This is a genomic window from Microlunatus speluncae (genome assembly GCF_009299835.1).
GTDB lineage: Bacteria > Actinomycetota > Actinomycetes > Propionibacteriales > Propionibacteriaceae > Microlunatus > Microlunatus speluncae.
The window spans coordinates 485481-508351 of record NZ_VKCZ01000020.1; the positions used below are offsets into that span (position 1 = coordinate 485481).

The following is a 22871-nucleotide window of genomic DNA, read 5'->3' on the forward strand; positions in this document are numbered from 1 at the left end:
TGGTACGTCCCCGCCGCGCGGTGCGCCCACCCATGATCGTCCGGATCGCCCGCATCGGGATCCCGGCCATGGTGGCGGCAGCACTGGCAGCGGGTGTCGCAGTGGCCTTCTGGCCGAAGGCGGAATCGGTGACCGCAGAGCCACCGCTCCCCTCGGCCGCCAGCCCACTGACCGGCACCCGAGAGGACCGGCCCGACCGGAGCACCGACCGACCGTCGACTCCGCCGACTCGGGATCAAACTGCGGACAAGAAGGCTAAGGAGGAAGCGGCCAAGAAGGCTGCGGCGGAGAAGGCCGCGGCGGAGAAGGCCAAGAAGGACGCCGCCAAGAAGAAGGCGGAAGCCCAGGAGAAGGAATCGGGCGACGACTCCGAGGGAGCGGGGTCGCAAAAGTCCGACGGTGACGATGCCAAGAAGGAATCGGACACCGGCTCGGAGGAGAAGTCGGGGGACTCGGGATCCGAGAAGGACGCCGGGGACACGTACCGGGCGCCGACTGATTGGGAGGTCGTCGGCGACCGGTACGTGACAACGGCGCTCAACCTGCGCGTGCAGCCGTCGTCCGACGGCGAGATCGTGAAGGTGTTGCCCGAGGGCGAGAAGGTCGAGGCCACCTCGACCAAGGAGGGCGACTACACCCTCGTGATCTACTCCGACGACCCGCGCTGGCTCGCCACCGAATACCTGTCCAAGACCAAGCCCGAGCCGCGGGAGGACGACAGCGACTCCTCCGGGAGCGACGAGTTCTCGATGGAACCGTGCCCCAGCGGCTCGAAGATGGAAGAGGGCCTGACCGAAGACGGCATCCGGGTGCACCGGGCCATCTGTCACCAGTTCCCCTCGGTCAAGGACTACGGCGGCGTCCGGTCCGCGGCGTACGGCTACCACGGCTCCGGCCGCGCGGTCGACGCCATGGTGGACGGCGATCTCGGCTGGGAGGTGGCTCGCTGGGTCCGCGCCAACGCCAAGAAACTCGGCGTGATGGAGGTCATCCACGCGCAGAAGATCTGGACGGTGCAGCGGAGCAGCGAGGGCTGGCGTTCGATGGAGGACCGGGGCTCGGCCACGGCCAACCATTACGACCACGTCCACGTGTCGGTCTATGGTTCGTCCGGCACCGGCTAGTCGCGGACGCTCTGGCAGGTCTGAATCCGAAGACCTCCGGGACGGCGTGGGTGATCACACACCCAGGCTCGTCACCGGGGGTCTTCGGCTTTTCCTGGTGGCGTGGTCAGCTCGGCCAGGCGGTCGAACAGGAAGCGGCGCTCGGCCTCGTTGTCGGCCAGCCGCAGCGCCTCCCGATACAGCGGTACGGCCTCGTCGGTCCGCCCCAGCCGGCGCAGCAGGTCGGCCCGGATCGCCGGCAGATAGCGATAGCCCGCCAGCCGAGGATCGGCAGCCAGCCGGTCGACCTCGCGCAGGGCGGCCGCCGGGCCGTCGACCATGGCGACCGCGACCGCCCGGTTCAGCGCGACGACCGGTGACGGCCAGCCGGCGAGCAGCGCGTCGTAGAGCTCGACGATCTGCGGCCAGTCGGTCTCGGCGTAGCTCGGCGCGCTGGCGTGCAGGGCCGCGATCGCCGCCTGCAGTGCATACCGGCCGGGGCGGCCGCCACGCAGGGCCTCGACGATGAGCCGGTCGGCGGCCGTGATCGCCTCCCGATCCCACAAGGTCCGGTCCTGATCCTCGAGCAGCACCAGCCGTCCGTCGGGGGTCGTCCGGCCGGATCGCCGGGCGTGGTTGACCGTGATCAGGGCGAGCAGCCCGGTCACCTCGCGCTCGTCCGGCATCAGGTCGCGCAGCAGCCGGGCCAACTCCAGGGCGCGGACCGCGAGGTCGGTCCGGGCCAGGTCCGATCCCGACGGGGCGGTGTGCCCGGTGGTGAACAGCAGATAGATCACCGACAGCGCCGCGGTCAGCCGATCCGGCAGCTCTGCCGCCGTCGGCATCCGGAACGGGATCCGGGCGGTGGTGATCTTCTTCTTCGCCCGGGTGATCCGGGCCGCCATCGTCGACTCGGAGACCAGGAACGCGCGGGCGACGTCGGACGTGCTCACGCCGCAGACCAGCCGCAACGTCAGCGCCACCTGTGCCTCGGCAGCCAGGGCCGGATGGCAGCAGAGGAAGATCAGCCGCAGCCGGTCGTCCTGGACCGGATCCTCGGCGACCGCGGGCTCGGTGTCGTCTGCCGTCTCGGCCGGGTCGGTCTCGGGCTCGACCAGCAGGTGCAGCTTCGAGCGCAGGGTGCGGGCCCGACGCAACGCGTCCAGCGCGTTGTGCCGGGCCGCCGTGGTGAGCCAGGCGCCGGGACGATCGGGAACGCCGATCCGGGTCCACGCGGCCAGCGCGTCGGCGTAGGCGTCCTGCACGCATTCCTCCGCGAGATCGAGGTCCCGGGTGACCCGCACCGTCGAGGCGAGCACGGCGGCCCACTCCCGACGGTGCGCGTCGGCGACGGCCCGGCGGACCGTCGCCTCCTCCTGGACCGGCCTCACACCACTTGGAAGTCGAACAGCGGCCGGACTTCGACGCCGCCGGCCACGATCGGCGTCAGCCTGGCCAGCTCGAGCGCGTGATCGAGGTCGCGGGCCTCGAGCAGGAAGATGCCGGCGATCGCCTCCTTGCTCTCGATGAACGGGCCGTCGGTCACCAGGTCGCCGCGGAGCGAGGTCGAGGTGCTGGTCGGCTCGAAGGCCAGCCCGGCATAGATCCGGCCGCCCTGCTCGGCCACCCGGTCGGGCAGCGCCTCATGCGCCGCCATCACCTCGGGCGGGATGTCCGCCACCCCGCCCGGGGTCTCCTGCTCGTACATGAACACTGCGTACTGAGGCATCTGTCGCTCCCGTCAGTTGTCGAACTCGGCGCCGTAGAAGCCGGTACGAAGCTCGCCGGCGCGGCGGTAGGTGCTCATCGTGACACCGTTGGCGGTGGTCCTGGTCTCGACCAGGCCGAGGCTGCGCGGCATCGTCCCGGCGCCGAACAGGCGCTTGCCCGAGCCGATCAGCACCGGAAACACCTTCAGCTCGAGCTCGTCGACCAGATCGTGCCGGAGCAACGTCTGGATCAGGTCGATGCTGCCGTGCACGTGGATCTCACCCTCGCCCGGCTGCCGCTTGAGCTCGGCCACCGCTTCGCCGACGTCACCGGTCAGTACGGTCGAGTTGTGCCACTCCGCGGTCTGCACGGTCCGCGACGCGACGTACTTCGGAATCTTGTTCCAGCGGGCGGCGACCGGGTTGTCGTCGCCGACCAGCGGCCAGCTCGCGGCGAAGATGTCGTACGTCCTGCGGCCCAGCAGCAGCGCGCCGACCCGTTCGAGGCCGGCGCCGCTCTCGGCCAGCATCTCGTCGATGTACGGCACCATCCAGCCGCCGTGCTCGAATCCGCCGTCCCGATCCTCGTCGGGCCCGCCGGGCGCCTGCATCACTCCGTCGAGCGAGCTGAACGCCGCGACCACCAGTTTGCGCATCAGATACTCCTTCCCTTCGATTTGGGACTACTACTGAGTCCGGCGAACGGGGAGTGGAGAATCGACAGCGCGGTGGGGGAGACTTCCTCAGGACCGGATGCGCGGTGTGAGTTCGACGGTGATCGGTGGCTCGCCGTACGGCGAATACTGGGTCACCGTCGTCGCCGGCTGGAGCCTCGGATCGGTCCGGAACCTGTGCTCCAGTTGATCTTCGGCGCTAAGGTCACCGGCGTCGGCGGCCAGCAGCAACCGGGCGAGCTCGTCGGCGTCGGTGTCGGTGATCCCGGCCGCGACGTCGTCCCAGAGCAGCGCCTCGTGCCCCTGCCGGTGCAGGAACTCCATGATCACGTACGTCCGGACGAAGCCCGCACCGGACAGCTCGGTATCCCGGGCGACGCCGTAGTTCGTAGGGTCCAGTCGGCCGGCGCGACAACCGGTCCAGACCTCGGCGGCGGTCTCGAAGAGCTCACCTTCACCGGTCGGCAGGTCGCGGATGTCGAACGACCGGGTCCCCGGCGCGAGCTCGGGATCGAACCGCTGCCACCGGCTGCCGTTCCACCAGTCGGCGACGACATGATCACCGCGGAAAGTGGGATCGGAGCCGGAATCGAAGTAGCCGGTGAAGCCGACCCGACTCCGGGCCGGGACGCCCCGCTCCCGCAGTGCCGCGACCGCGAGCAGGACATGATCACGACAGCACCCTGCCACCCGGTCGTCGGGCGGTCGCGGTGTCAGCAGCGAGCCGGGGTGCCGTTCTTGATCAAGATCCAGGACGGCGGCGACCCAGCGCGAATTGATCTCGCCCCGCCGATCATCCTGAAGCAGGTGCGCCTCGGCACGATAGTGCAGCACGAGATTGCTGACCACGAAGGAGATCTCCTCGATCCCGGACAGCTCCCGGAGCAACGCCCCGTGCCGTCCCGGATCGGAGAAGGCAGAGTGTCGAGCCCATCGTTCTCGAGTGTCCATGAGGCGATCCTCCCTTGATTTCAAGGGACATTTCAGCTCGTACGGAAGAATCGGGTGATCAACGCCGCTGGGACTCGGGACCGTTGTCGCGAGCGCCGGAACCGTTCCCCGGCTGTTGCCCACGGGCTCGGCGCTGCGCCAAGGCCTGTTGGCCCGCGGCACTGCAGCTCGGGCCGAGGAGCCCACGGGCAACGTGGATGTCGAGCACGTCGGCGACGTCGGAGGCGGCCTGCTGGACTCGTCGGCTCAACGCCTCGGTGACGGTCGAGCCATCCGGGAGCTGGTCCAGGGCGGTCCGGAGGTCGCGGAGTTCACCGGTCAGGCGACTGTCGTCGCCGAGCAGCCGGAGCGCTTCGGTCGCGCTCTGCGGCACGGCTCCGGTGATCAAAGCGGTCAGCACGCTGCACAGCCGGCCGACCGGCTTCCGTAGCTCGGCCGGGTCTCGGCCGTCGAAGTAGCCATGATCGAAGTAGGTCGCCAGGACCAGCAACGACTCCCGCCGGCCTGGTCCCGGGTGCGTGGTGGCGGCGTCGTATCCCACGCGAATCCGCTGAGCCGGTGTGACTTCCGCAGATCGCGGGTCGGCGGCGAACCGGTCGGCGTCGATCACCTTCAGATCGACCTGGTCCTGCCAGGGCTGCGCAGCGAGGGCCACCCCACATTCCTGTTGCGCTGCCAGGTCTGTGGCACCCTCGGCGCCCGAGCACAGTCCGAGGACGTCGATGTCGCTCGACGGCCCGGCTTCGCCGCGAGCCTGGCTGCCGTGCAGGAACGGCCCAGGCGGCTCGACTCGAAGCGAACGGTCACCGGCGCCAACAATCGGGCCAACTCCGTGATCAAGGTCGTGTCCGCCATCTCGGCCGAGAGTACCAACCGTCCGTCGCGGTGCCGTTGCGGTCGCTGAGCCCTAGCCTCGATCTCTCATGATCTTGGTTCGGGTTCGGTGTTCAAGGGCCGTTGGTCCGAGGTGTCGCGGTCAGAGGTGTGAGAAGTCGCCGCCAACGATCCACGGAGCCCGGACTGCGGGGCCGCGGCTGGTTTGCGCGTCGAGTGGGACTGTGTCCCGGCCGTCCGGCGCCGCTCGAGCCGGGTGCCGTCTCACTCGACGACCTCATCCAGCCGCACCGGCACAAATCGGGACCGCAACGCGCCGTGGGACCGGAAATCGCCAGGTGGGACCGGGTTGCGCCCCCGATTTGTGACGGTGCGTCGTCAGGACGGCTGCCTCGTCTACACAGGGAGTGCCTCGGTCGGCTCCTCGGGGCCGCCGACCATCCCGCTTGTCTCTTCGGGAGCGGCCGCAGTTCGTTGGCCCGAGACGTGCCTTCGCGCCAGTTGTCCACAGGGTGCGATCGCTCGGGCGCGGCTGTGGGCAACGTCCGTCGATTCTCCATGAAATATGGGATTCTCTGGTATTCGCCTGTCTGTTCGAATATGATGTGATCATGGACTCGGGGACCACCACAGACACCACGCCGGTCGAGCATGCGCTCGGCGGCGTGGAGGTCGCGGTTGCCGAGTTGATCACCGTGCTACGGCAGGGCGGGCTTGATCATCATGATCAGGCCGGGCTGCTGACCCTGCTGGATCGGGCCGAGACCGTGCGGAAGCAGTGGCAGGCCGTCGACGCCGAGATCCTGGCGGTCTGTCGGGACCGGGGGATCGCGGAACGGGAATGCCAGCGATCGATGGCGAAGGTGTTGGAACGGCGCTGTCTGATCAATCCGGGTGAGGCCCGGCAGCGGGTGAAGGCGGCCGAGGCGGTCGGGCCGCGGGAAACGCCGACCGGGATGCCGTTGCCCCGGCTGCGTGACCAGGTCGGTGCCGCGATGGTGGTCGGGGTGATCGCGGCCCAGCAGGTCGCGCTGGTCAACGACACCCTCGAACAGCTGGACCAGGCCGGGATCGAGCCCGAGCTGGTCGGGCAGGTCGAGACCGAACTCGTCGAACACTGCCGCCAGTACGGGCCCAAAGAGCTGAAACAGCTCTGCCAGAAATACCTCGACACCTATGATCCCGACGGGCCCGAACCCAACGAGCAACGCAACGCTGAGCGGCGGTCGTGGCGGATGCACACCACTCGGTCCGGAGCCGTCGTCGGGGAATTCCGACTGACCCCGGAAACCGGAGCCAAAGCCCAAGCGATCTTCTCCTCCCTGGCCGACCTCCGCGCCAACACCACCGGCCGCACCGCTGGCGGCACCGCCGGCGGGAAGGTCGCCAAGGACCCCCGCAGCCACGGACAACGCATGCACGACGCCTTCGACGACCTCTGCTCCCGCCTCCTCCGAGCCGGCGGCCTCCCCGACTCCGGCGGCACCCCAGCCACCGTGATCGTCACCATCGACCAGATCGACCTACTCAACGACCTCGCCGAAGCCGGACTGTTCAAACCCACCAGCGCCACAGCCGGGTTCGAGGTCCCGTTCAGCGGCACGTGCCCGACCTGCGGCCAACAACCGTCGCAGACCGCGCCGGCCTCGCCGCCCCGAACCGGTGATCACGACCCCAACCGGACCCAGACCCGTGCGCAAGATCAGGAGCGGAAGCAAGAGCAGCAACGTGATCCGGTGGCGCGGTCGCAAGACCTGCAGCCAGAACAGGCAGCTCGGGACCTAGAGCAAGAGCCGGCGCCGGGAAGACAGGAGCGGGCCGAGCAGGGCGAGCAGGAGCGGGCCGAGCAGGGCGAGCAGGAGCGGGCCGAGCAGGGCGAGCAGGAGCAGGGAGAGCGGGGAGTGCGGGAGCAGGGAGAGCGGGGAGTGCGGGAGGAGGCGCCTGTTCGTTCCCTGAGCCTGTCGAAGGGCAAGCCCGATGCTCCCGCCCCTTCGAAAAGATCGAGAACCGAAGATCATCCGGCCTGCCCTTCGACAAGCTCAGGGAACGAACACGCACACCCCGGGCCCCGACGGCCGGGACGGGTCAGACGGTCCCGACCGAGACACGGCATCACCAGCCACGGCATCCACCTCACCGTGCCCGAACTGCTCCGACTGGCCGGCGAAGCCGAGATCTACCCCGTCGTGCTCACCAACCACGGCAAACTCCTCGACTTCGGCCGCACCCGCCGAGTCGCGAACAAGCACCAGACCCTTGCGTTGATCGCCCGCGACGGCGGCTGCTCCTTCCCCGGCTGCCAACACCCACCCGAATGGTGCGAACGCCACCACATCCTGCCCTGGCACCAGAACGGCCTCACCAACCTGCGCAACCTGACCCTGTTGTGTTCCTACCACCACCGCCACTTCCTCGACTGCGGCTGGCAGGTCCGACTGAACGATGACGGTCTGCCGGAATGGATCCCACCCCACTACCTCGACCCCGCCCAGACACCCATGATCAACAACCGGATCCTCGCCCGGATCCACCAATCGCCACTCTTGACGTGAGGCGCGGAGACTGTCCCGTACGGGCCGGTACGAGTTCCGCTCCCGACCAGCTTGGAGGGCAGTGCCCAAGAAGGTCATTTACCGCATGATCGACTTCGACAGGTCAGGTCGTGATGCCCCGGACTCGGAAGTCGCGCCAGCGCGCATCCAGACCCTGGTCGCTGAGCGAGCGGCTCCGGCCGTTCCGGATCGGCAGCATGGTCCAGATGCCGAAGCCGAGGCACAGCCGCTGCGGGATCAGGGTGCCTTCCGCCCGAAAGATCACCTGGCCGTCGACGGTCCAGGTCGCGGTCGAGTTGGCCGCGTCGAGCGTGATCTCGCAGGTCCGCAGCCGAGTGAAGTCGTCGTCGAAGTCCTCGTACGGCGATTCGATCACGTGATAGAACGGGTCGGCCGCGCCCCAGGCACCCAGCTGTTCGTGCAGCGCGAGGACCCGGGTCGAGGTGCCGCAGACCGCAAAGACCCGCCGACTCTCCTCGACATCGAAGACGTGGAAGGCGGCCATGGCCCGGCGATAGTCGGCCGGGTCGCCGCCGAGGTTCTTGATCGCGAGCTCGACGGCAAACGTCACCGGCCGGTCCGGCGGCAGGTCGAACCGACCGGTCGAGAAGATCAGATACTTGGGGCTGTCGCCGGTCTGGAACTCGTCGTCGGCCAGCGAGAACCGCGGAATGGTGACCCGCACCTCGCCCTCGCCGACGGTCACCCGGGCCTCGGGGTCGATCGGCAGGTGGACCTGCCCGCCCGGCCGCGGCATCGGCATCGGCTGCCACCGGGCCGGGTCGAGCTCCGGCCCGCGGAGCTCGTCGTACGTGGTGAAGCCCTCGTCGGTCGGCATGCTCTGTCCTCTCGTCGCCACTCATTTCCCAGACCCCCGGAACCGCGGAAACGTGACGGGACCGCCGGGTTGAGTCAGGAAGTTGTCCGGTCACCCGGAGCGAGGGCCCAAATTCCTTGTGTCTCTCGTCACAAACTGCCTATCGTTCAGGTGTGGGATGGCTGGTGATCGGTTACGTGCTCTTCGCCGGCCTGTTGTTAGGACTGGCGGCCCTCTGGTGGGCTGCGAGCCGATGGCTCCGGCAACGCCGGGTCCGGCTCGACTCGGGATCCGGTCTGTCCGATGACGACCTGATCGAGCGGGTCGCCGAAGCGGTACGACAGCGGGCCGAGCATCGTCGAAACGTGTCCGCACTCCGGCACCAGTGCGGCATCCCGATCGAACGACTGGCCGCCGACCTGCGCCGGCTACGCCGGATCATCGCCGCCGACGCCGCCCGTTCGGCCGCCCATCAGCTCGGCAACCGGCTGGCGTACGACCGGCTGCTGATCCAGTGCTGCGAAATGCTCGGCATCGTGCACGAGCTGGACCGCGAGACCGGCGGCCACGACCGCGACATCGAGCGGCTCCGGGTCGAGGCCGAACTCGAACGCGCCGGCCTGATCCTCTCCACCGGCTACGGCCGCGCAGCCTGACTTATCCACACCCCGGTCGCCGAGTTGTCAGAAATGAGTAGCCCTATGGCACAACTCATTTCTGACAAGTCGGTCAGGGGAGGGTGAGGAGGGCGTCGGAGAGGGTGGCGCGGAAGGGGTTCATCTCGGACCAGTCGCGGGACGGGTGGACCCGGTTGGTGAGCAGCACGAGGACCAGGTCGCGCTGCGGGTCGATGCTGATCGAGGTGCCGGTGTAGCCGGTGTGGCCGATCGCCGGCGACTCCGCGAGCCGGCCCATGAAGCCCGTCTGGCCGATCCGGAATCCCAAGCCCTGTTGGAAATCGGGGTTCAGGCCGTCCGGCAGTTGCGGTCGGGCCATCTCCTGCAACGTCGCGGCGCTCAGCCCGAGGCCGGACTCGCCGCCGGCCAGGCCGGTCAGCACGGCGCGGCCGAAGATCAACAAATCGCCCGCGGTGCCGAACAGGCCGGCGTTGCCGGCGATCCCACCGAGCGAGGCGGCGTTCTCGTCGTGCACGATGCCCCGGCTGTCCTGCGCCGGCTCGTCCGGGCCCGCGGGCGACAGGTCCGGTGACCAGGCGATCGGCCGCATCTCGGTCGCCGCGATCTGTTCCCGGCCGATGCCGGCCTGCAGCGGCCGGTAACGCGTGTTGGCCATCCCCAGCGGGCGGCAGATCCGGTCCAGCACGGCCTGCCCGAGATCCAGGCCGGTCATCCCCTGGAAGAGCAGCGCCAGGTTGAGATAGCCGATGCAGGAGTAGCAGAACCGGGTGCCGGGCTCGGCCTCGAGCGGGGAGTCGAGCACGGCGCGGATCCGGGCATCGACGTCGGGCTGGTCCCAGAGCCGCTGGATCGCGGCCAGCCCGCTGGTGTGGGTCAGCAGTTGTCGTACGGTCACCGCGGACCGGGCCGGATCGGACCAGTTCTGGAGGTAGTCCGCGACCGGGGCGTCCAGCTCGAGCTCACCCTGTTGCACCAACTGCATGATCAACACGGCGGTGAAGAGCTTGGTCACCGAGGCGAGGTCGTACCAGGTCTCGGTGGTTGTCGCGGTCCGCTGCTCGGCCGGCACCGGGGTCCCGGCGAGATCCGCGTACCGATAGCTGTCGCCGGCCGCGAAGACCGTCCGCTCGCCGCCGCGGTCGATCCCGCAGACGGCCCCGGGGAAGAGTGGTCGGGGCTCGGTGTCGATCCCGCTCCGGAGCAGCCGGGCCAGCGGTTCGGTGTCCATGATTTCGACCCTATCCGGAGCCGATCCGCGCTCTCAGTCCGAGTCCGCCTCGGCGCCACGGACGGCGGCCAGGACCTCCGGATCGGTGCAGCCGCGGGCGAATCCGGCGATCCGGCGCCGGATGTCCCGGCCCAGCAGCCAGCTGCCGACCGGATGCAGCAGCGGCCGGAGCCAGGCCGGCCGGCAGCTGAACGTGTACTTCCAGGTCGCCTCGGTGCCGCCCTCGCCGTCGGCCACGAACCGCCAGCCGCCGCCGAACGTCTCGAAGAACCAGGGCCCGCGATCCATCGTCATGCCGACGTTGCCGACGTCGCGGCTCGGCGTCGGCGGGGCGTAGGAGACGTACCGGCTGATCATGGACAGGCCGTGCCGGGACCGGGTGAAGGTGCGAACGCCGCGGTCGGCCCGGGTCGCACCGTCGAGGAAGTGCTGTCGCCGGATGAACGGATCCCAGCGCAGCCGGGTCTCGCCGGTCGTCTGGGACACGGCGAACGCGACCGCAGGGCTCACCGCGATCCGGATCCGGGCTTCCACCTGCGGCATTGTTTCCCTTTCAAACAGGGGTTCTGGCTGTGGTCAAGGTCATAGCCCGAGGCCCGCGGCGCACTTGTTCGGCGAGGTAGACTTATTTCGAAATCGAAAGTTTCGACGCCGAAGCTGCCACCAGAGCAAACCCCCCGAAAGGACCCAGCATGTCACGCCTCGCGAAGGCTCTCCGAAGCCGCCGTGAGATCAATCGGACCCGCCGCGAGATCAACCGGGCCATCTACAGCGCCGCTACGCCGGCGATGCGGGATGAGCTGATCATGGTCGCGCAGCGCAACGGCGTCTTCACTCCCCACCGCTGACCCAGAGCTACTCCCCCTCCCCCTGAAGGAAAGGGCTTCCGGCATCCCAGCCGGAAGCCCTTTTCCTGTATCAAGGGGCGAACAAGGCTTGTCAGCGGACCAGGGCGCTCGCGCGGGCGGCCAACTCCGGTAGCAGGAAGGCGATGCCGAGGATCAGGCCGGCGACGTTGGCCAGCAGGAAGAAGACCGACCAGGCCAGGGCCGGGATCGGGGTCAGGCCGGCGAGCTGGTCGGCGTCCGAGGCGGTCGCCTGCCGGCGCCGGCGTTGTCGCATCAGTTCGATCACCGGCTTGGGCGCGGCGATCAGCAGCAGCCAGGTGATCAGGTACGCGATCCCGGACTGCACGGTCGGCGGCGCGAACCAGGTGATCGCCACCAACGCGGCGCCCAGTCCCAGGATCACCAGCAGGCCATAGAAATTCCGGATCTGCACCAGCAACAGCGCGAGCAAGATCAACATCAGCCAGAGCAGTCCGACGCCGCGGCCCGCGGCCAAGAGCAGGGCGGCGCCGATGCCGAGCAGGGCCGGCCCGAGATAGCCGGCGGCCAGCATGATGATCATGCCGGGCCCGGACGGCCGACCGCTGGACAGGGTCAGCCCCGAGGTGTCGGAATGCAGCCGGATGCCGTGCAGCCGGCGCCCGGTGAGCAGCGCCGCGACGCCGTGCGCACCCTCATGGGTCACGGTGACCAGCAGCCGGGTGACCGGCCACACCGGCCGGATCACCACCGCCAGCAGGGCGATGCCGGCGATGACCATGATCACCTCGGCCGGCGGGGCGGGCTGGACCGAGAGCGCGCGCCGGAAGATCTCCTGAACGATCTCCACGATGCTCAGAGCGCCCCGGTGCTCCACAGCACCCCGCTGCCGCCGGACAAACGCGACGAGAAGGCGATCGCCTGCTCGTCGGTCAGGCCGCTGACGAAGTCGATGATGCCGCGGCCGCGCCCCATCCGGACCAGCTCGGCGTCGCCGGTCCGACCGCGCACCCCGTCCGGTTCACTGACCCGGCGCGAACCTTCCAACCAGCCGGGCTCCTCCTCGGCCACCCGCCGGTACGCGCCCGTCGCCACCCGGACCAGGTCGAGCAGCCGGCGCGGCGCCCGGGCCGCGTCCAGCCGGTCCGACAGCCACTCGTCCAGCGCGGCCACCAGCCGCTGCAGGATCTCCGCCTGGCCGCGTTGGAACATGGCCAGGTCAGGCCGGTCGAGGATGAAGTACTGATGCACGAATTTCAAGATTGACACCTGATGCCAAGCCTCCGGGGACAGGTTGACCCAGCCCGCCCGCAGCGTCGGGGCCGGGTCCAGCCGGACGGCGCCGATCAGGTGGTCGATCCAACGACCGGTGAAGCCGGAGATCGCCCGGTCGGCCGCCATCGAGCCGTCGTACGGAGAAGCGAGGACACCGTCGACGAACTCCTCGCCGACCCGGATCACCCCGGCCTGGAACAGTTCCTCGTCGAACACCCAGCGGTCCCGCTGCCGGAGCCGGCGGCGCAGCCGCTCCAGGCCGGCGCCGGGAGCGCGGTCCAGCCGGTCCAGTTGATCATCGCCGAGCCGGTCGAGCTGATCCCGATCGTTGACCCAGGCCCGGAACTCGGCCGACACCGGCGAGAACTGCAGCACTCCGGAGCGGTGGAAGTCCTCGACGTCGTGCAGCGAGTAGGCGATGTCGTCGGCCAGATCCATCACCGAGCACTCGACGGTCTGCTGCCCCGGCCCGAGCATCGGGAACGCCGCCCGCGCGGCGAGCAGCTCGGGCAGATCGATCACGTACGCGGAGAACTTCCCGGCCCCCGGTCCGTCGCTGCCGATCCGCGCCCCGCGGGGCAACACCGGCCAGTCGGTCGGATGCGGATCCGGCACCGCGAAGCGCCCCCAGGGGTACTTCAGCACGGCGGCCCGCACCGCGGCGGTCAGGTTGAGCCCGTCATCGCCGGGCCCACGCACCTCCAGCTCGGTGATGATCCGGAACGTCTGCGCGTTGCCCTCGAAGCCGTCGTGCAGCCCGAACCGCTGCCGGGCCAACCGATCCAGTACGCGCTCGCCCAGGTGTCCGAACGGCGGATGGCCGAGATCGTGCGCGCTGGCCGCCGCCTGGACGACGACCTGGTCCAGCCCGCCGAGATCGGCGAGCAGCCCGGCCGGCTCGGCCCGGGCCACCTGGTTGGCGATCGCCCGCGCGACGGCGGTGACCTTGATCGTGTGCGACAGCCGGTTGTGCACGACGCCGACCGTCGCCGCCGACGTCACCACCTGGGTCACTTCGGCCAATCGGGAGAAGGCCGGCGCGAACCGGATCCGTTCCAGGTCGGTGCGAAACGGCGACTCCGCCACCGGCGCCCCGTCCCGGGCATCCTGCTCCGGGCGGGCCCGTTCGTGCCGCGGATCCGAGGTCATACCGAGGAAACCTACTGGGCATCCATCCACCGGTGCCGTCCGCCACATACTTGTCCAGGAGGAAACAATCGGCTACTTTCCTAGTAGGCAAGTAACTGAGGAGGCGACGATGGAACCAGGAGCGGCGGCTGACGCGCTGGGGATCTTGCGCGACGGACAGCGCCACGTCCGGCAGGAGGAACGGCGGCAGCAGTGGCTGCTGCTCGGGGTTCGCGCGGCGACGACCGTGCTCTGGATGGGGCGCAAGGACATCCGCGACCCGGTGCGCCGGCGGCTGGCCGGGGCTGGAATGGCGCTCGGTCTGGTCGGTCTGGCGGTGTGGGAGTTCGATCGGTCGAAGGTGTCGACGCTGTGGTCCGAGCGGTTGGTCGAGCAGCGCCCGGATCTCCCCGAAGGAGAGACCGAACGACGCGATCCGGACCCGAACGCCGAGCACCCGCCCGCGGGTGAGTTGCTGCGCGAGCTGTTCTCGTCGTTGAGCCCGAGGCGGAAGCGGCTACTGGCGGCGAGCACCGCGGTGGGCCTGGCCCGCCCCTTCGTCGTGGCGGCCTTCCGGCGGAGCGGGATCAGATATCCGCATCTCGCTGCCGGCGGTGTCGCCGCGGCGATGTCCACCGCAGTGGGGGTGATCGGGATCCTGACCCGACCGGCGGCCGACGGTGACTGAACCGACCAGCGGACTGCACGACCTGTTGCTCGACCCGACCCGGCTGCGCATCGTCGCCGTGGTGGCGCCGGCGACGCAGGTGGAGTTCCGGCTGGTCCGCGAGGCCACCGGGCTGAGCGACTCGGCCCTGTCGAAGCAGTTGCGGGTGCTGAGTGAGGCGCGGATCGTGGAGTTGGAGAAGCGCCGCACCGGCCCGGCCCGATCCCGGACCTGGATCAACCTGACCGTGGCCGGCCGCGAGGCGCTGACCGCCCACATCGCCGCGCTGACCGAGATCGCCGGCCAGCCCCCGCCGACCTGAATCCGCCCCTACCCTCACTGACCCTGTCGCCACTTCGTTCCCTGAGCCTGTCGAAGGGCAGGGCCAGATGGGTGCCCTTTCGGTTTCGGCCAAACGGCCGGGAAAGACGCGCCAAGGAGCGGGCGGGTCAAGGCGGTCCGCCGCGTTATGCGGCCGGGCGCCGGTGTTGGCGGTGAATGTCGCCGGCGGGGCATCGACTGTGACGTTTCCCGCCTGTTCGGTGCCGATCGAGTCGGGAAACGTCACAGTCGATGATCCCGGCCACAGCACAACCGGTACCCGGCCGGAAGTTCCCAGAAATGCCGCAACCCGCCCGTCCTTGGCGCGTCTTTGGTCCTCGGCGTGCACCGAGCGGACTTGCCCCGCCGACCTCGAGCGACCGAAGCCTGTCGGCTCGGGTCCATTCGATGGGGGCACAGGTCCCGCGACCCGGACCCGAGACGGGGCTTGCCTGGTTTGCCCTTCGACAGGCTCAGGGAACGAAGGGCGACAGGCTCAGGGAACGAAGGGCGACAGGCTCAGGGAACGAAGGGCGACAGGCTCACGGAACGAACACTCCGGCCGACTGTGCCCGTCCGCCGACCCGACCGACACCGCCGATCCAAGATCATCAGTGGATCCAGGCTGAGCCTGTCGAAGGGCGGGCCAGATCAGGTTGGTGAGGCCCGCCGACCGAACTCCTCGCTTGCCCTTCGACGGGCTCAGGGAACGAACATCTGGGCGGTCTGAGCTGGAACTCAGGGCAGCGGCGGGTCGCCGAAACGCTTTGGCAGGATGGCGCTCATGAACGCACCGGTCGACCCGACCCAGACCGACGCCTGGCGGACCCTGTCCGACCTGGCCGAATCGCTTCAGCCCGATCTGCGGGGCTGGTTCGCCGACGACCCCGGGCGGGTCGAGCGGCTGAGCCTGCCGGCGGCCGACCTGTGGGCTGACCTGTCCAAGAATCTGATCACCGACGAGGTGGTCGCGGCACTGCTGGCGCTGGCCGAGCAGGTCGGGCTGACCGACCGGATCGAGGCCATGTTTGCCGGTGAGCACATCAACGTCACCGAGGATCGGGCGGTGCTGCACACCGCGCTGCGCAAGCCGGACGGTGATCAACTCGAGGTCGACGGTCACGAGGTGGTCGGCGAGGTGCACGCCGAGTTGGCCAAGGTCTACGCGTTCGCCGAGAAGATCAGGAACGGCAGCTGGACCGGGGTCACCGGCAAGCCGATCAGCACGGTGATCAACATCGGCATCGGCGGTTCTGATCTTGGTCCGGTGATGGCGTACGAGGCCCTGCGGCCGTACGTGCAGGACGGGCTCGAGGCCCGCTTCATCTCCAACATCGACCCGACCGACCTGGCCGAGAAGACCCGCGGCGCGGATCCGGAGACGACGCTGTTCATCGTGTCGTCCAAGACCTTCGGCACGCTGGAGACGCTGACCAACGCCCGGCTGGCCAAGGCCTGGTTGCTTGATCGACTTCGGGCAACCGGCGCGATCGGCGACGGCGATGATGCGGCCAAGCAGGCCGTGGCCAAGCATTTCGTCGCGGTCTCGACGGCGCTGGACAAGGTCGAGGCGTTCGGCATCGATCCGGCCAACGCGTTCGGCTTCTGGGACTGGGTCGGCGGCCGCTATTCGGTCGACTCGGCGATCGGCACCTCGCTGGCCGTCGCGATCGGCCCCGAGCGGTTCGCCGAGTTCCTGGCCGGCTTCCATGCCATCGACGAGCACTTCCGCAGCACCGAGCCGGCCCGCAACCTGCCGATCCTGCTCGGCTTGATCAACATCTGGTACGGCAACCACCTCGGCGCCGAGACCCACGCCGTGCTGCCGTACGCGCAGTATCTGCACCGGTTCCCGGCCTACCTGCAGCAGCTGACGATGGAGTCCAACGGCAAGGGTGTCCGCTACGACGGCTCACCCGTCGCGACCGACACCGGCGAGGTGTTCTGGGGCGAGCCCGGCACCAACGGCCAGCACGCGTTCTATCAGCTGATCCATCAGGGCACCCGGCTGATCCCGACCGACTTCATCGCCTTCGCCAACCCGAGCCATCCGCTCCGCGACGGCGACACCGACGTGCACGAGCTGTTCCTGGCCAATTTCTTCGCCCAGACCGCCGCGCTCGCGTTCGGCAAGACCGCCGACGAGGTCCGGGCCGAGGGGACCGCCGAGGCGATCGTGCCGGCCCGGGTGTTCACCGGCAACCGCCCGTCGACCTCGATCATGGCCCCGGCCCTGACCCCGGCCGCGCTCGGCCAACTGATCGCCCTCTATGAGCACCTGACCTTCGTCCAGGGCGCGATCTGGGGCATCGACAGTTTCGACCAGTGGGGCGTCGAGCTGGGCAAGCAACTCGCCCAGCAAGTCACCCCCGCCGTCGCCGGCGACGCCGAAGCCCTGTCCACCCAAGACCCCTCCACCCGCTCCCTGATCACCTACTACCGCTCCCACCGCACCTAAAAATCCGCCGACCCGTCACCTCCGCGGCCGTTTTGACGGCGTGTCGAAGCGGAGGTGACGGGTCGATCTCGGTGGTGGAGCGGCGGGCCGACGATCAAGGGTCGGCGGGGGAGCGACGCCCTCAGTCTCGGGGGCTGTCGGTTCGGCCGGGGTCGGGGAGCTTGGTCGCCCGGAGCTCGGCCAAAAGCCGCAGGATCAACGGTTGGGCGGGGAGCCCACCCGACCCCGGCTCCCGGATGAACACGCGGGAGCCGGGGATCCAGAGCGAGGCGACGGGCTTTCGTGACTCATCCCGTTCGCCGGGCACGACTCAGTCCCGTGGTTCCGGATCGTCGTCGGATTCGGCGCGCAGCCGGTCGACGTCGTCGTCGGACAGGTCGTCGCGTTCGGCGCGCAGGTTGTCGACGTCGCGATCGGTCAGGTTCGGGCCCTGGGCCCGCAGCTTCTCGACCTCGGACATCGCGTCGCGCAGGCCGGACAGCCAGCTCTCCGTGTGTTCGCCGACCAGCTTGACCGCCCAGGCCAGGGCCTCGGAGCGGGAGCGGGCGACGCCGGCATCGACCAGCGTGTCCAGCACCCGGCGCTCGGGCTGCCGGAGCCGGGTCATCACCGGCACGGAGATGTGGGTGAACAGCACCCGGACGTCCCCGAGTTCGGCGCCCCAGGACACCTTGCGCCCGTAGCGGGCCTGAGCCTCGTCGGCGATCTGCATCCGGGTGCCGCGGGTCTCGGCCCGGTGCCGGCTGATCCGCCCCTCGGCGGCGGCCTCGTCGGTCGTGTCGTCGGGCAGCGTGCCGATCACGAGGATCTCCTCGCGGTCGACGCTGACATCGACGTCGCTGAACCAGCCGTCGGGCAGCCGGCCCTCGAACCAGGCCTGGGCGTCGTCGGCCGGCGGCAGGTCGACGTTCTGCCAACCTCCCGGTCGACCGAAGCCGCGCCCGCGCCGTTCGCCACGTCGTTCGCCACGCTCACGATGCCGACCCCGCGGCCCGTCTTCGGGCTCCTCGGCTGTCGGGTCCTCTGCTTCGCCGCGGCGGCGTCCCCGCCCGCGGCCTTCGCCGGCACCACGCCGGCGGTCGTCTCGTAGTCCGGGGCCGCCGCGGCGTTCCCGCGCGCCCTCGTCCCATGGTGAGTGCCAGGTCATCTGACTCTCCTCTCTGTCTTACGTGATTACAGCATTACACGCTTGCATGTGTATGTCAAACCTGATAGTGCGGATCGGGAGGTGGTTCAGCGGGCGGGATGGACCGGATCGCGGCGGCTGATCAGGTCACCGGCGGCCTTCAGGTACGCGAGCTGCTCCCGGGCCGTGCCGATCAGCCAAGGCCGGCGGAACCGCCGGACCGAGCTGTCGCCGACGCCGTGGGCGACCAGGCCGAGGCGTCGGGCGATGCCGATCGCGCGCGGCAGGTGATAGGTCTGGCTGACGATGATCAACTCCGAGCAGCCGTAGGCCGTGCGGGCCCGCAGACAGGAGTCGTACGTGTCGAGGCCGGCCCGGTCCACCAGCAACCGCTCGGCCGGGACTCCGGCCGCGAGCAGGTAGTCGATCATGGCGCCCGGCTCGTCGTACTCGGGCCGCACGCCGTCCCCGGACAGCAGCAGCCGCTCGACCTTGCCGGCCCGATAGAGCCGCAGCGCCAGGTCGAGTCGCGCGGCCAGGAAGGACGACGGATGCCCGTCGGGATGCACCTTGGCGCCGAGCACCAGGGCCACCGGCGCGGTCGGCACGTCGGCCACCGAGTGCAGGTGGCGACCGGCGCCGCCGCGGACGTACCGGATCGTGGCCAGCAGCCCCAACCCGCCGACGATCAGCCCGCCGAGGGCCGTACCGCCGATCCTCAGCAGAATGGAACGAGCCGATGAGGCGGGGTTGTTCACGAAATCCACCGTAGACGGCGAGAATGGCTGACATGCCTGAGGGCGACACGGTCTGGCTGGCCTGTCGACGGCTCAACGCCGCGCTCGCCGGACGCAAGATCGCGCGCGCCGAACTCCGGATCCCGAGCCTGGCGACGGTCGATCTGAGCGGGAGCCTGGTCCTCGAGGTGGTGCCGCGGGGCAAGCATCAACTGTTCCGGTTCGAGGACGGGCGGACCCTGCACAGCCATCTGCGGATGGACGGCAGCTGGCGGATCTTCCGCTCCGGCCAGTCCTGGCGCGGCGGGCCGACGCATCAGGTCCGCGCCATCCTGATCACCGAAGATCACGCCGCGATCGGCTATCGACTGCCGGTCCTCGAACTGTTGCCGACCGCCGAGGAAGATCGCGTCGTCGGGCACCTCGGCCCCGATCTGCTCGGCCCGGACTGGGATCAGGCCGAGGCCGTACGCCGGATCACGGCCGATCCCCGCCGCACCATCGGCGAGGCGCTGCTGGATCAACGCAACCTGGCCGGGCTCGGCACCTTCTATCGGGCCGAGATCTGTTTCCTGCAAGGGGTTCACCCGCGCACGCCGGCCGGCGACGTCGCCGAGCTCGATCGGTTGGTCGACCGGGCGCAGTGGTTGATCATGGCCAACCGCGACCGGCCCGAGCAGTCCAGCACCGGCGATCTGAGATCGGGCGGCCGCAGCTACGTCTACGGCCGCGCCGGTCAGCCGTGCCGCCGCTGCCGCACCATGATCAGGACCGAGGAGTTCGGCCCGCCGGGGCAGGACCGGCGCAGCTACTGGTGCCCCAACTGCCAACCCGCCCCCTGATCGCCGACTTGTCAGAAGTGAGTTGTGCCCCGACACAACTCAGTTCTGACAACTCAGCTGGTGAGGTGGGGGAGGGCTTCGGCGACGGTCACGGCGGCGGCCGCGGACCAGGCTTGAGGTCGGCAGGCTGCCGGGTACGGGACCGGGCGGCCCTCGCCGGACCACAGCTCGGGCACCCGTTGATCAAATTCGACCGAGGCGCGGAGCAGGCCCTCGACCAGACCGGCGGCATGCTCGGCCAGCCCGGCCCGGACCAGGCCGTTGATCACGATCGCCGTGTCGTGCGGCCAGACCGAGCCGCAGTGATAGCTGAGCGGGGAGTAGCCCCCGTCCTTGATCGACATCGTCCGCAGGCCGAGGCCGGAGTCGAGCTCGGGGACGGTGACCATCCGGGCCACCTGGCGTTCCTCGTCCGGATCGAGCAGCCCGGTGCCCAGCAGATGGCCGATGTTGCTGGTCAGCGAATCCACCCGGCGCTTCTCGCCGTCGAGGGCCAGGGCGGGGAACCGTTCGCCGTCGCGTTCGCACCAGAAGGCGGCCCGGAAGGCGGTCGCCAACTCCTCGGCCCAGGTCCGGTAGCGCTCCGCGCCCAGCAGGCCGAGCGCGTCGAGCAGGTCGGCCCCCTTGGTCGCGGCCTCGTACGCGTAGCCCTGCACCTCGCACAGCGCCACCGGCCCGACGGCCTGGGTGCCGTCGGCGAACCGGACCGCGTCGCCGGAGTCCTTCCAGCCCTGATTGGCCAGGCCGCGGCCGCTCTCGTCGATGTATTCCAGGAAGCCGTCGCCGTCGGCGTCGCCGTAGTCGATCACCCAGGTCAGGGCGGCGACCAGGGCCGGCGCCAGCGTGCGCAGCTCCTCGGTCGGCAGCGCGCCGGCCTGCCAGCAGTCGTGCAGCAGGCAGATCCACAACGGGGTCGCATCGATGGTGCCGTAGTAGCGCGGCGGCAGGGTGCCGTGATTGTGACCGGGGGCGTCCCGGCGCAGCTCGTGGATGATCTTGCCCGGCTGCTGGCCGGTCGCCGGGTCGACCACCGTGCCCTGCATCCCGGCCAGGGTGCGCAGGGTGCCGAGGGCCGGCCGATGATCAAGCGGCAGCAGCAGCCGGGCCGTCCAGACGCTGTCCCGGCCGAACAGGGTCAGATACCAGGGTGCGCCGGCGGCGAAGAACGTGTCCGCCGGGGCCTGGGGTAGGGCGATCCGCAGGCCGTCGAGATCGGCCAGGGCCAGCGCCAGCCAGCGGTCCAGCCGCGGCTCCGGATGCCCGGACAGCCGGGCATCGACGGCCCGTACCTGATCTTCGACGGCGATCCGCGCATCGGTCGGCGCGATGATCACCGGCTGCAGGTCGGTGAACTCCGCCCGCCAGGAGCGCTCGACTGCGCCGCGGGCGGGGACGGTGACCGGCCATTCGATGATCATCGCGCGACCGTCGGGGGTGCGCCGGAGCCGACCGTCGGCCGCGGTGATCATGGTCGAGGTGCGGTCGTCGGCCCAGGTGACAGAGTCGTCGTCGGGCTCCGGCAGCTCGATCGTCGTCGTCTCGGACCCGGACCGGACCAGGGCCATGCCGGCCAGGTCGGTCGCCAGCCGGAGCCGGATCACACAGTCGACCGACTGGTCGAGCACCGAGGAGATCCGGATCCGTTCCGTCATCGCACCGGGCACCACGGACCGCTCACGATCGACGCGGAGCTCCGGATCGGGCGTCGGGGCGGACAGTTCGCGGAGCAGCCCGGTGAAGGTGGCGGAGTGGCCGCGGTTGTCCAACGCGATCGACTCGGCCGCCGAGCCGGAGTCGTCCGACCCACCGGGCGGCCCGACGGTCACGGTCGCCTCGCTGATCACCCGGCAGTCCGCGTGGAACACCCCGTGGGCCGTACGCGGATCGGCCCGGAGATCACCGTCCGCCGCGGACAGGACCTGGGTCGGCGCCGCGACCAAGATCACCAGTTCGTGCAACAACGGATGCAGCCGTTTCGCCATGTCCCCATCTTCCCCGAAACCAAAGCCGACTTGTCAGAACTGAGGCTTGCTAGAGCCGGCATCAGTCCTGACAAGTCGGCCGAAGGTGACCTACTGACTTATCGACGCACCGACGGTCAGTTGAACTCGTCCGGGTGCGGGTTGTTGCGGCCGTCGACGTTCACGGCGTCGACGGCGGCGACATCGTCCGCGGACAGCTCGAAGTCGAAGATGTTGAAGTTCTCCTCGATCCGGGCCGGGGTCACCGACTTCGGGAAGACGATGTAGCCCTTCTGGATGTGCCAGCGCAGGATCACCTGGGCCGGCGTCCGGCCGACCTTGCCGGCCAGCTCCTGGATCTGCGGGCTGGCCAGGTCCTTCGACAATCCGAGCGGGCTGTACGACTGCGTGACGACGCCCAGCTCGGTGTTGACCGCGACCAGCGGCTCCTGGCTGAAGGTCGGGTGCAGCTCGATCTGGTTCACCGTCGGGACGGTCGAGCTCTCCGCGACCACCTTGCGAAGATGATCTTCCTGGAAGTTGGAGACGCCGATCGACCGGCTCCAGCCCTTGTTCTTGATCTCTTCCAGCGCCAGCCAGGCCTCGAGGTAGTTGTCCTTCGCCGGAGTCGGCCAGTGGATCAGGTAGAGATCGACGTACTCCAGGCCGAGCTTCTCCAGGCTGGTCTGGATCGCGGCCAACGCGTCGTCGTGGCCGTGCTTGTCGTTCCACAGCTTGGTGGTGACGAACAGCTCCTCGCGCGGCACGCCGGACTCGGCGATGGCGCGGCCGACGCCCTCCTCGTTGCCGTAGATCGCCGCGGTGTCGATGTGCCGGTAGCCGACCTCGAGCGCCTTGCTCACCGAGCTCACGATGTCGTCGGTCGAGACCTGCCAAACCCCGAAGCCGAGCTGCGGGATGGTGTTGCCGTCATTCAGGGTGATCGTAGGCACCTGGCTCATGACCGTTGCTCCTTCTGTCGCTCGTGCTGAACAGCGAGTATTTCCGATCCGCGATACGGAA

22 protein-coding genes are annotated in these 22871 nt (G+C 69.4%); 8 read left to right on the forward strand and 14 right to left on the reverse strand.

What is annotated here, in order from left to right:
- The first annotated feature begins 128 nt into the window (after positions 1-128).
- Positions 129-1124 carry an SH3 domain-containing protein gene (locus tag FNH24_RS27720; RefSeq protein ID WP_152365462.1) on the forward strand — a complete coding sequence of 332 codons (996 nt, stop codon included), beginning with the start codon at positions 129-131 and terminating at the stop codon, positions 1122-1124.
- 71 nt (positions 1125-1195) lie between these two features.
- On the opposite strand, the gene FNH24_RS27725 is transcribed toward FNH24_RS27720, so the two are convergent.
- From FNH24_RS27725 to FNH24_RS27745, 5 genes are all read right to left on the reverse strand, one after another.
- Positions 1196-2494: an RNA polymerase sigma factor gene (locus FNH24_RS27725; RefSeq protein ID WP_246187098.1), complete on the reverse strand. Its 1299-nt coding sequence runs from the start codon at positions 2492-2494 to the stop codon at positions 1196-1198.
- The gene (locus FNH24_RS27730; RefSeq protein WP_152365463.1) at positions 2491-2832 is read right to left on the reverse strand and encodes a YciI family protein; all 342 of its coding nucleotides are present in this window, start codon (positions 2830-2832) and stop codon (positions 2491-2493) included. Before FNH24_RS27730 ends, FNH24_RS27725 begins: the two co-directional genes overlap by 4 nt.
- Positions 2833-2844: 12 nt before the next feature.
- Positions 2845-3468, reverse strand: coding sequence for a dihydrofolate reductase family protein (locus FNH24_RS27735; RefSeq protein ID WP_152365464.1), 624 nt, complete (start codon positions 3466-3468; stop codon positions 2845-2847).
- Between the two features lie 87 nt (positions 3469-3555).
- On the reverse strand, positions 3556-4437 hold the full coding sequence (locus FNH24_RS27740) for a transglutaminase domain-containing protein (protein WP_152365465.1): 882 nt from the start codon (positions 4435-4437) through the stop codon (positions 3556-3558).
- A gap of 58 nt (positions 4438-4495) precedes the next feature.
- Positions 4496-5092 (reverse strand): hypothetical protein, encoded by a 597-nt coding sequence (locus FNH24_RS27745; protein WP_152365466.1) that lies wholly within the window; start codon positions 5090-5092, stop codon positions 4496-4498.
- 790 nt (positions 5093-5882) lie between these two features.
- Here FNH24_RS27745 and FNH24_RS27750 point away from each other — a divergent pair.
- Positions 5883-7823: an HNH endonuclease signature motif containing protein gene (locus FNH24_RS27750; RefSeq protein WP_152365467.1), complete on the forward strand. Its 1941-nt coding sequence runs from the start codon at positions 5883-5885 to the stop codon at positions 7821-7823.
- 103 nt (positions 7824-7926) lie between these two features.
- Here FNH24_RS27750 and FNH24_RS27755 read toward each other — a convergent pair whose 3' ends face one another.
- Positions 7927-8661, reverse strand: a complete 735-nt coding sequence (locus FNH24_RS27755; RefSeq protein WP_152365468.1) for a DUF6081 family protein — start codon at positions 8659-8661, stop codon at positions 7927-7929.
- A gap of 152 nt (positions 8662-8813) precedes the next feature.
- Here FNH24_RS27755 and FNH24_RS27760 point away from each other — a divergent pair, with 152 nt between their 5' ends.
- On the forward strand, positions 8814-9296 hold the full coding sequence (locus FNH24_RS27760; protein ID WP_152365469.1) for a hypothetical protein: 483 nt from the start codon (positions 8814-8816) through the stop codon (positions 9294-9296).
- 73 nt (positions 9297-9369) lie between these two features.
- Here FNH24_RS27760 and FNH24_RS27765 read toward each other — a convergent pair whose 3' ends face one another.
- Complete coding sequence (locus FNH24_RS27765; RefSeq protein WP_152365470.1) at positions 9370-10506, reverse strand: serine hydrolase domain-containing protein; 1137 nt, start codon at positions 10504-10506, stop codon at positions 9370-9372.
- 33 nt (positions 10507-10539) lie between these two features.
- A complete protein-coding gene (locus FNH24_RS27770) occupies positions 10540-11049 on the reverse strand; it encodes an SRPBCC family protein (protein ID WP_152365471.1) in 510 nt (169 codons plus the stop codon).
- A 149-nt stretch (positions 11050-11198) separates the two neighbouring features.
- Here FNH24_RS27770 and FNH24_RS31780 point away from each other — a divergent pair, with 149 nt between their 5' ends.
- On the forward strand, positions 11199-11354 hold the full coding sequence (locus FNH24_RS31780) for a hypothetical protein (protein ID WP_170304534.1): 156 nt from the start codon (positions 11199-11201) through the stop codon (positions 11352-11354).
- A gap of 91 nt (positions 11355-11445) precedes the next feature.
- On the opposite strand, the gene FNH24_RS27775 is transcribed toward FNH24_RS31780, so the two are convergent.
- Entirely contained in the window at positions 11446-12183 is a 738-nt protein-coding gene (locus tag FNH24_RS27775; RefSeq protein ID WP_246187099.1) for a M50 family metallopeptidase, read from the reverse strand.
- Between the two features lie 5 nt (positions 12184-12188).
- Complete coding sequence (locus FNH24_RS27780) at positions 12189-13757, reverse strand: deoxyguanosinetriphosphate triphosphohydrolase family protein (RefSeq protein ID WP_152365472.1); 1569 nt, start codon at positions 13755-13757, stop codon at positions 12189-12191.
- 109 nt (positions 13758-13866) lie between these two features.
- Here FNH24_RS27780 and FNH24_RS27785 point away from each other — a divergent pair, with 109 nt between their 5' ends.
- The 3 genes from FNH24_RS27785 (at position 13867) to pgi (ending at position 17182) form a co-directional block, all read left to right on the forward strand.
- The gene (locus FNH24_RS27785; protein WP_152365473.1) at positions 13867-14424 is read left to right on the forward strand and encodes a hypothetical protein; all 558 of its coding nucleotides are present in this window, start codon (positions 13867-13869) and stop codon (positions 14422-14424) included.
- Positions 14417-14725: a transcriptional regulator gene (locus FNH24_RS27790; protein WP_152365474.1), complete on the forward strand. Its 309-nt coding sequence runs from the start codon at positions 14417-14419 to the stop codon at positions 14723-14725. Before FNH24_RS27785 ends, FNH24_RS27790 begins: the two co-directional genes overlap by 8 nt.
- 783 nt (positions 14726-15508) lie before the next feature.
- Positions 15509-17182 (forward strand): glucose-6-phosphate isomerase, encoded by a 1674-nt coding sequence (pgi, locus tag FNH24_RS27795; RefSeq protein ID WP_152365475.1) that lies wholly within the window; start codon positions 15509-15511, stop codon positions 17180-17182.
- A gap of 310 nt (positions 17183-17492) precedes the next feature.
- Here the strand turns inward: pgi and FNH24_RS27800 are convergent, their stop codons facing one another.
- The gene (locus FNH24_RS27800) at positions 17493-18329 is read right to left on the reverse strand and encodes a hypothetical protein (protein WP_281351105.1); all 837 of its coding nucleotides are present in this window, start codon (positions 18327-18329) and stop codon (positions 17493-17495) included.
- A gap of 86 nt (positions 18330-18415) precedes the next feature.
- Positions 18416-19066, reverse strand: coding sequence for a SanA/YdcF family protein (locus tag FNH24_RS27805; protein WP_217428574.1), 651 nt, complete (start codon positions 19064-19066; stop codon positions 18416-18418).
- Positions 19067-19098: 32 nt separating this feature from the next.
- Here FNH24_RS27805 and FNH24_RS27810 point away from each other — a divergent pair, with 32 nt between their 5' ends.
- Positions 19099-19887 (forward strand): Fpg/Nei family DNA glycosylase, encoded by a 789-nt coding sequence (locus FNH24_RS27810; protein WP_152365836.1) that lies wholly within the window; start codon positions 19099-19101, stop codon positions 19885-19887.
- A 53-nt stretch (positions 19888-19940) separates the two neighbouring features.
- On the opposite strand, the gene FNH24_RS27815 is transcribed toward FNH24_RS27810, so the two are convergent.
- Positions 19941-21869 carry an amylo-alpha-1,6-glucosidase gene (locus FNH24_RS27815; protein WP_152365476.1) on the reverse strand — a complete coding sequence of 643 codons (1929 nt, stop codon included), beginning with the start codon at positions 21867-21869 and terminating at the stop codon, positions 19941-19943.
- A 116-nt stretch (positions 21870-21985) separates the two neighbouring features.
- Positions 21986-22810, reverse strand: a complete 825-nt coding sequence (locus tag FNH24_RS27820; protein ID WP_152365477.1) for an aldo/keto reductase — start codon at positions 22808-22810, stop codon at positions 21986-21988.
- Positions 22811-22871: the final 61 nt, after the last annotated feature.

Bases quoted from the DNA above. Each gene is read 5' to 3' on its own strand.
- FNH24_RS27730 (WP_152365463.1), bottom strand. From the start codon at position 2,832: ATGCCTCAGTACGCAGTGTTCATGTACGAGCAGGAGACCCCGGGCGGG.
- FNH24_RS27735 (WP_152365464.1), bottom strand. From the start codon at position 3,468: ATGCGCAAACTGGTGGTCGCGGCGTTCAGCTCGCTCGACGGAGTGATG.
- FNH24_RS27740 (WP_152365465.1), bottom strand. From the start codon at position 4,437: ATGGACACTCGAGAACGATGGGCTCGACACTCTGCCTTCTCCGATCCG.
- FNH24_RS27750 (WP_152365467.1), top strand. From the start codon at position 5,883: ATGGACTCGGGGACCACCACAGACACCACGCCGGTCGAGCATGCGCTC.
- FNH24_RS27755 (WP_152365468.1), bottom strand. From the start codon at position 8,661: ATGCCGACCGACGAGGGCTTCACCACGTACGACGAGCTCCGCGGGCCG.
- FNH24_RS27765 (WP_152365470.1), bottom strand. From the start codon at position 10,506: ATGGACACCGAACCGCTGGCCCGGCTGCTCCGGAGCGGGATCGACACC.
- FNH24_RS27770 (WP_152365471.1), bottom strand. From the start codon at position 11,049: ATGCCGCAGGTGGAAGCCCGGATCCGGATCGCGGTGAGCCCTGCGGTC.
- FNH24_RS31780 (WP_170304534.1), top strand. From the start codon at position 11,199: ATGTCACGCCTCGCGAAGGCTCTCCGAAGCCGCCGTGAGATCAATCGG.
- FNH24_RS27780 (WP_152365472.1), bottom strand. From the start codon at position 13,757: ATGACCTCGGATCCGCGGCACGAACGGGCCCGCCCGGAGCAGGATGCC.
- FNH24_RS27785 (WP_152365473.1), top strand. From the start codon at position 13,867: ATGGAACCAGGAGCGGCGGCTGACGCGCTGGGGATCTTGCGCGACGGA.
- pgi (WP_152365475.1), top strand. From the start codon at position 15,509: ATGAACGCACCGGTCGACCCGACCCAGACCGACGCCTGGCGGACCCTG.
- FNH24_RS27800 (WP_281351105.1), bottom strand. From the start codon at position 18,329: ATGACCTGGCACTCACCATGGGACGAGGGCGCGCGGGAACGCCGCGGC.
- FNH24_RS27810 (WP_152365836.1), top strand. From the start codon at position 19,099: ATGCCTGAGGGCGACACGGTCTGGCTGGCCTGTCGACGGCTCAACGCC.
- FNH24_RS27815 (WP_152365476.1), bottom strand. From the start codon at position 21,869: ATGGCGAAACGGCTGCATCCGTTGTTGCACGAACTGGTGATCTTGGTC.
- FNH24_RS27820 (WP_152365477.1), bottom strand. From the start codon at position 22,810: ATGAGCCAGGTGCCTACGATCACCCTGAATGACGGCAACACCATCCCG.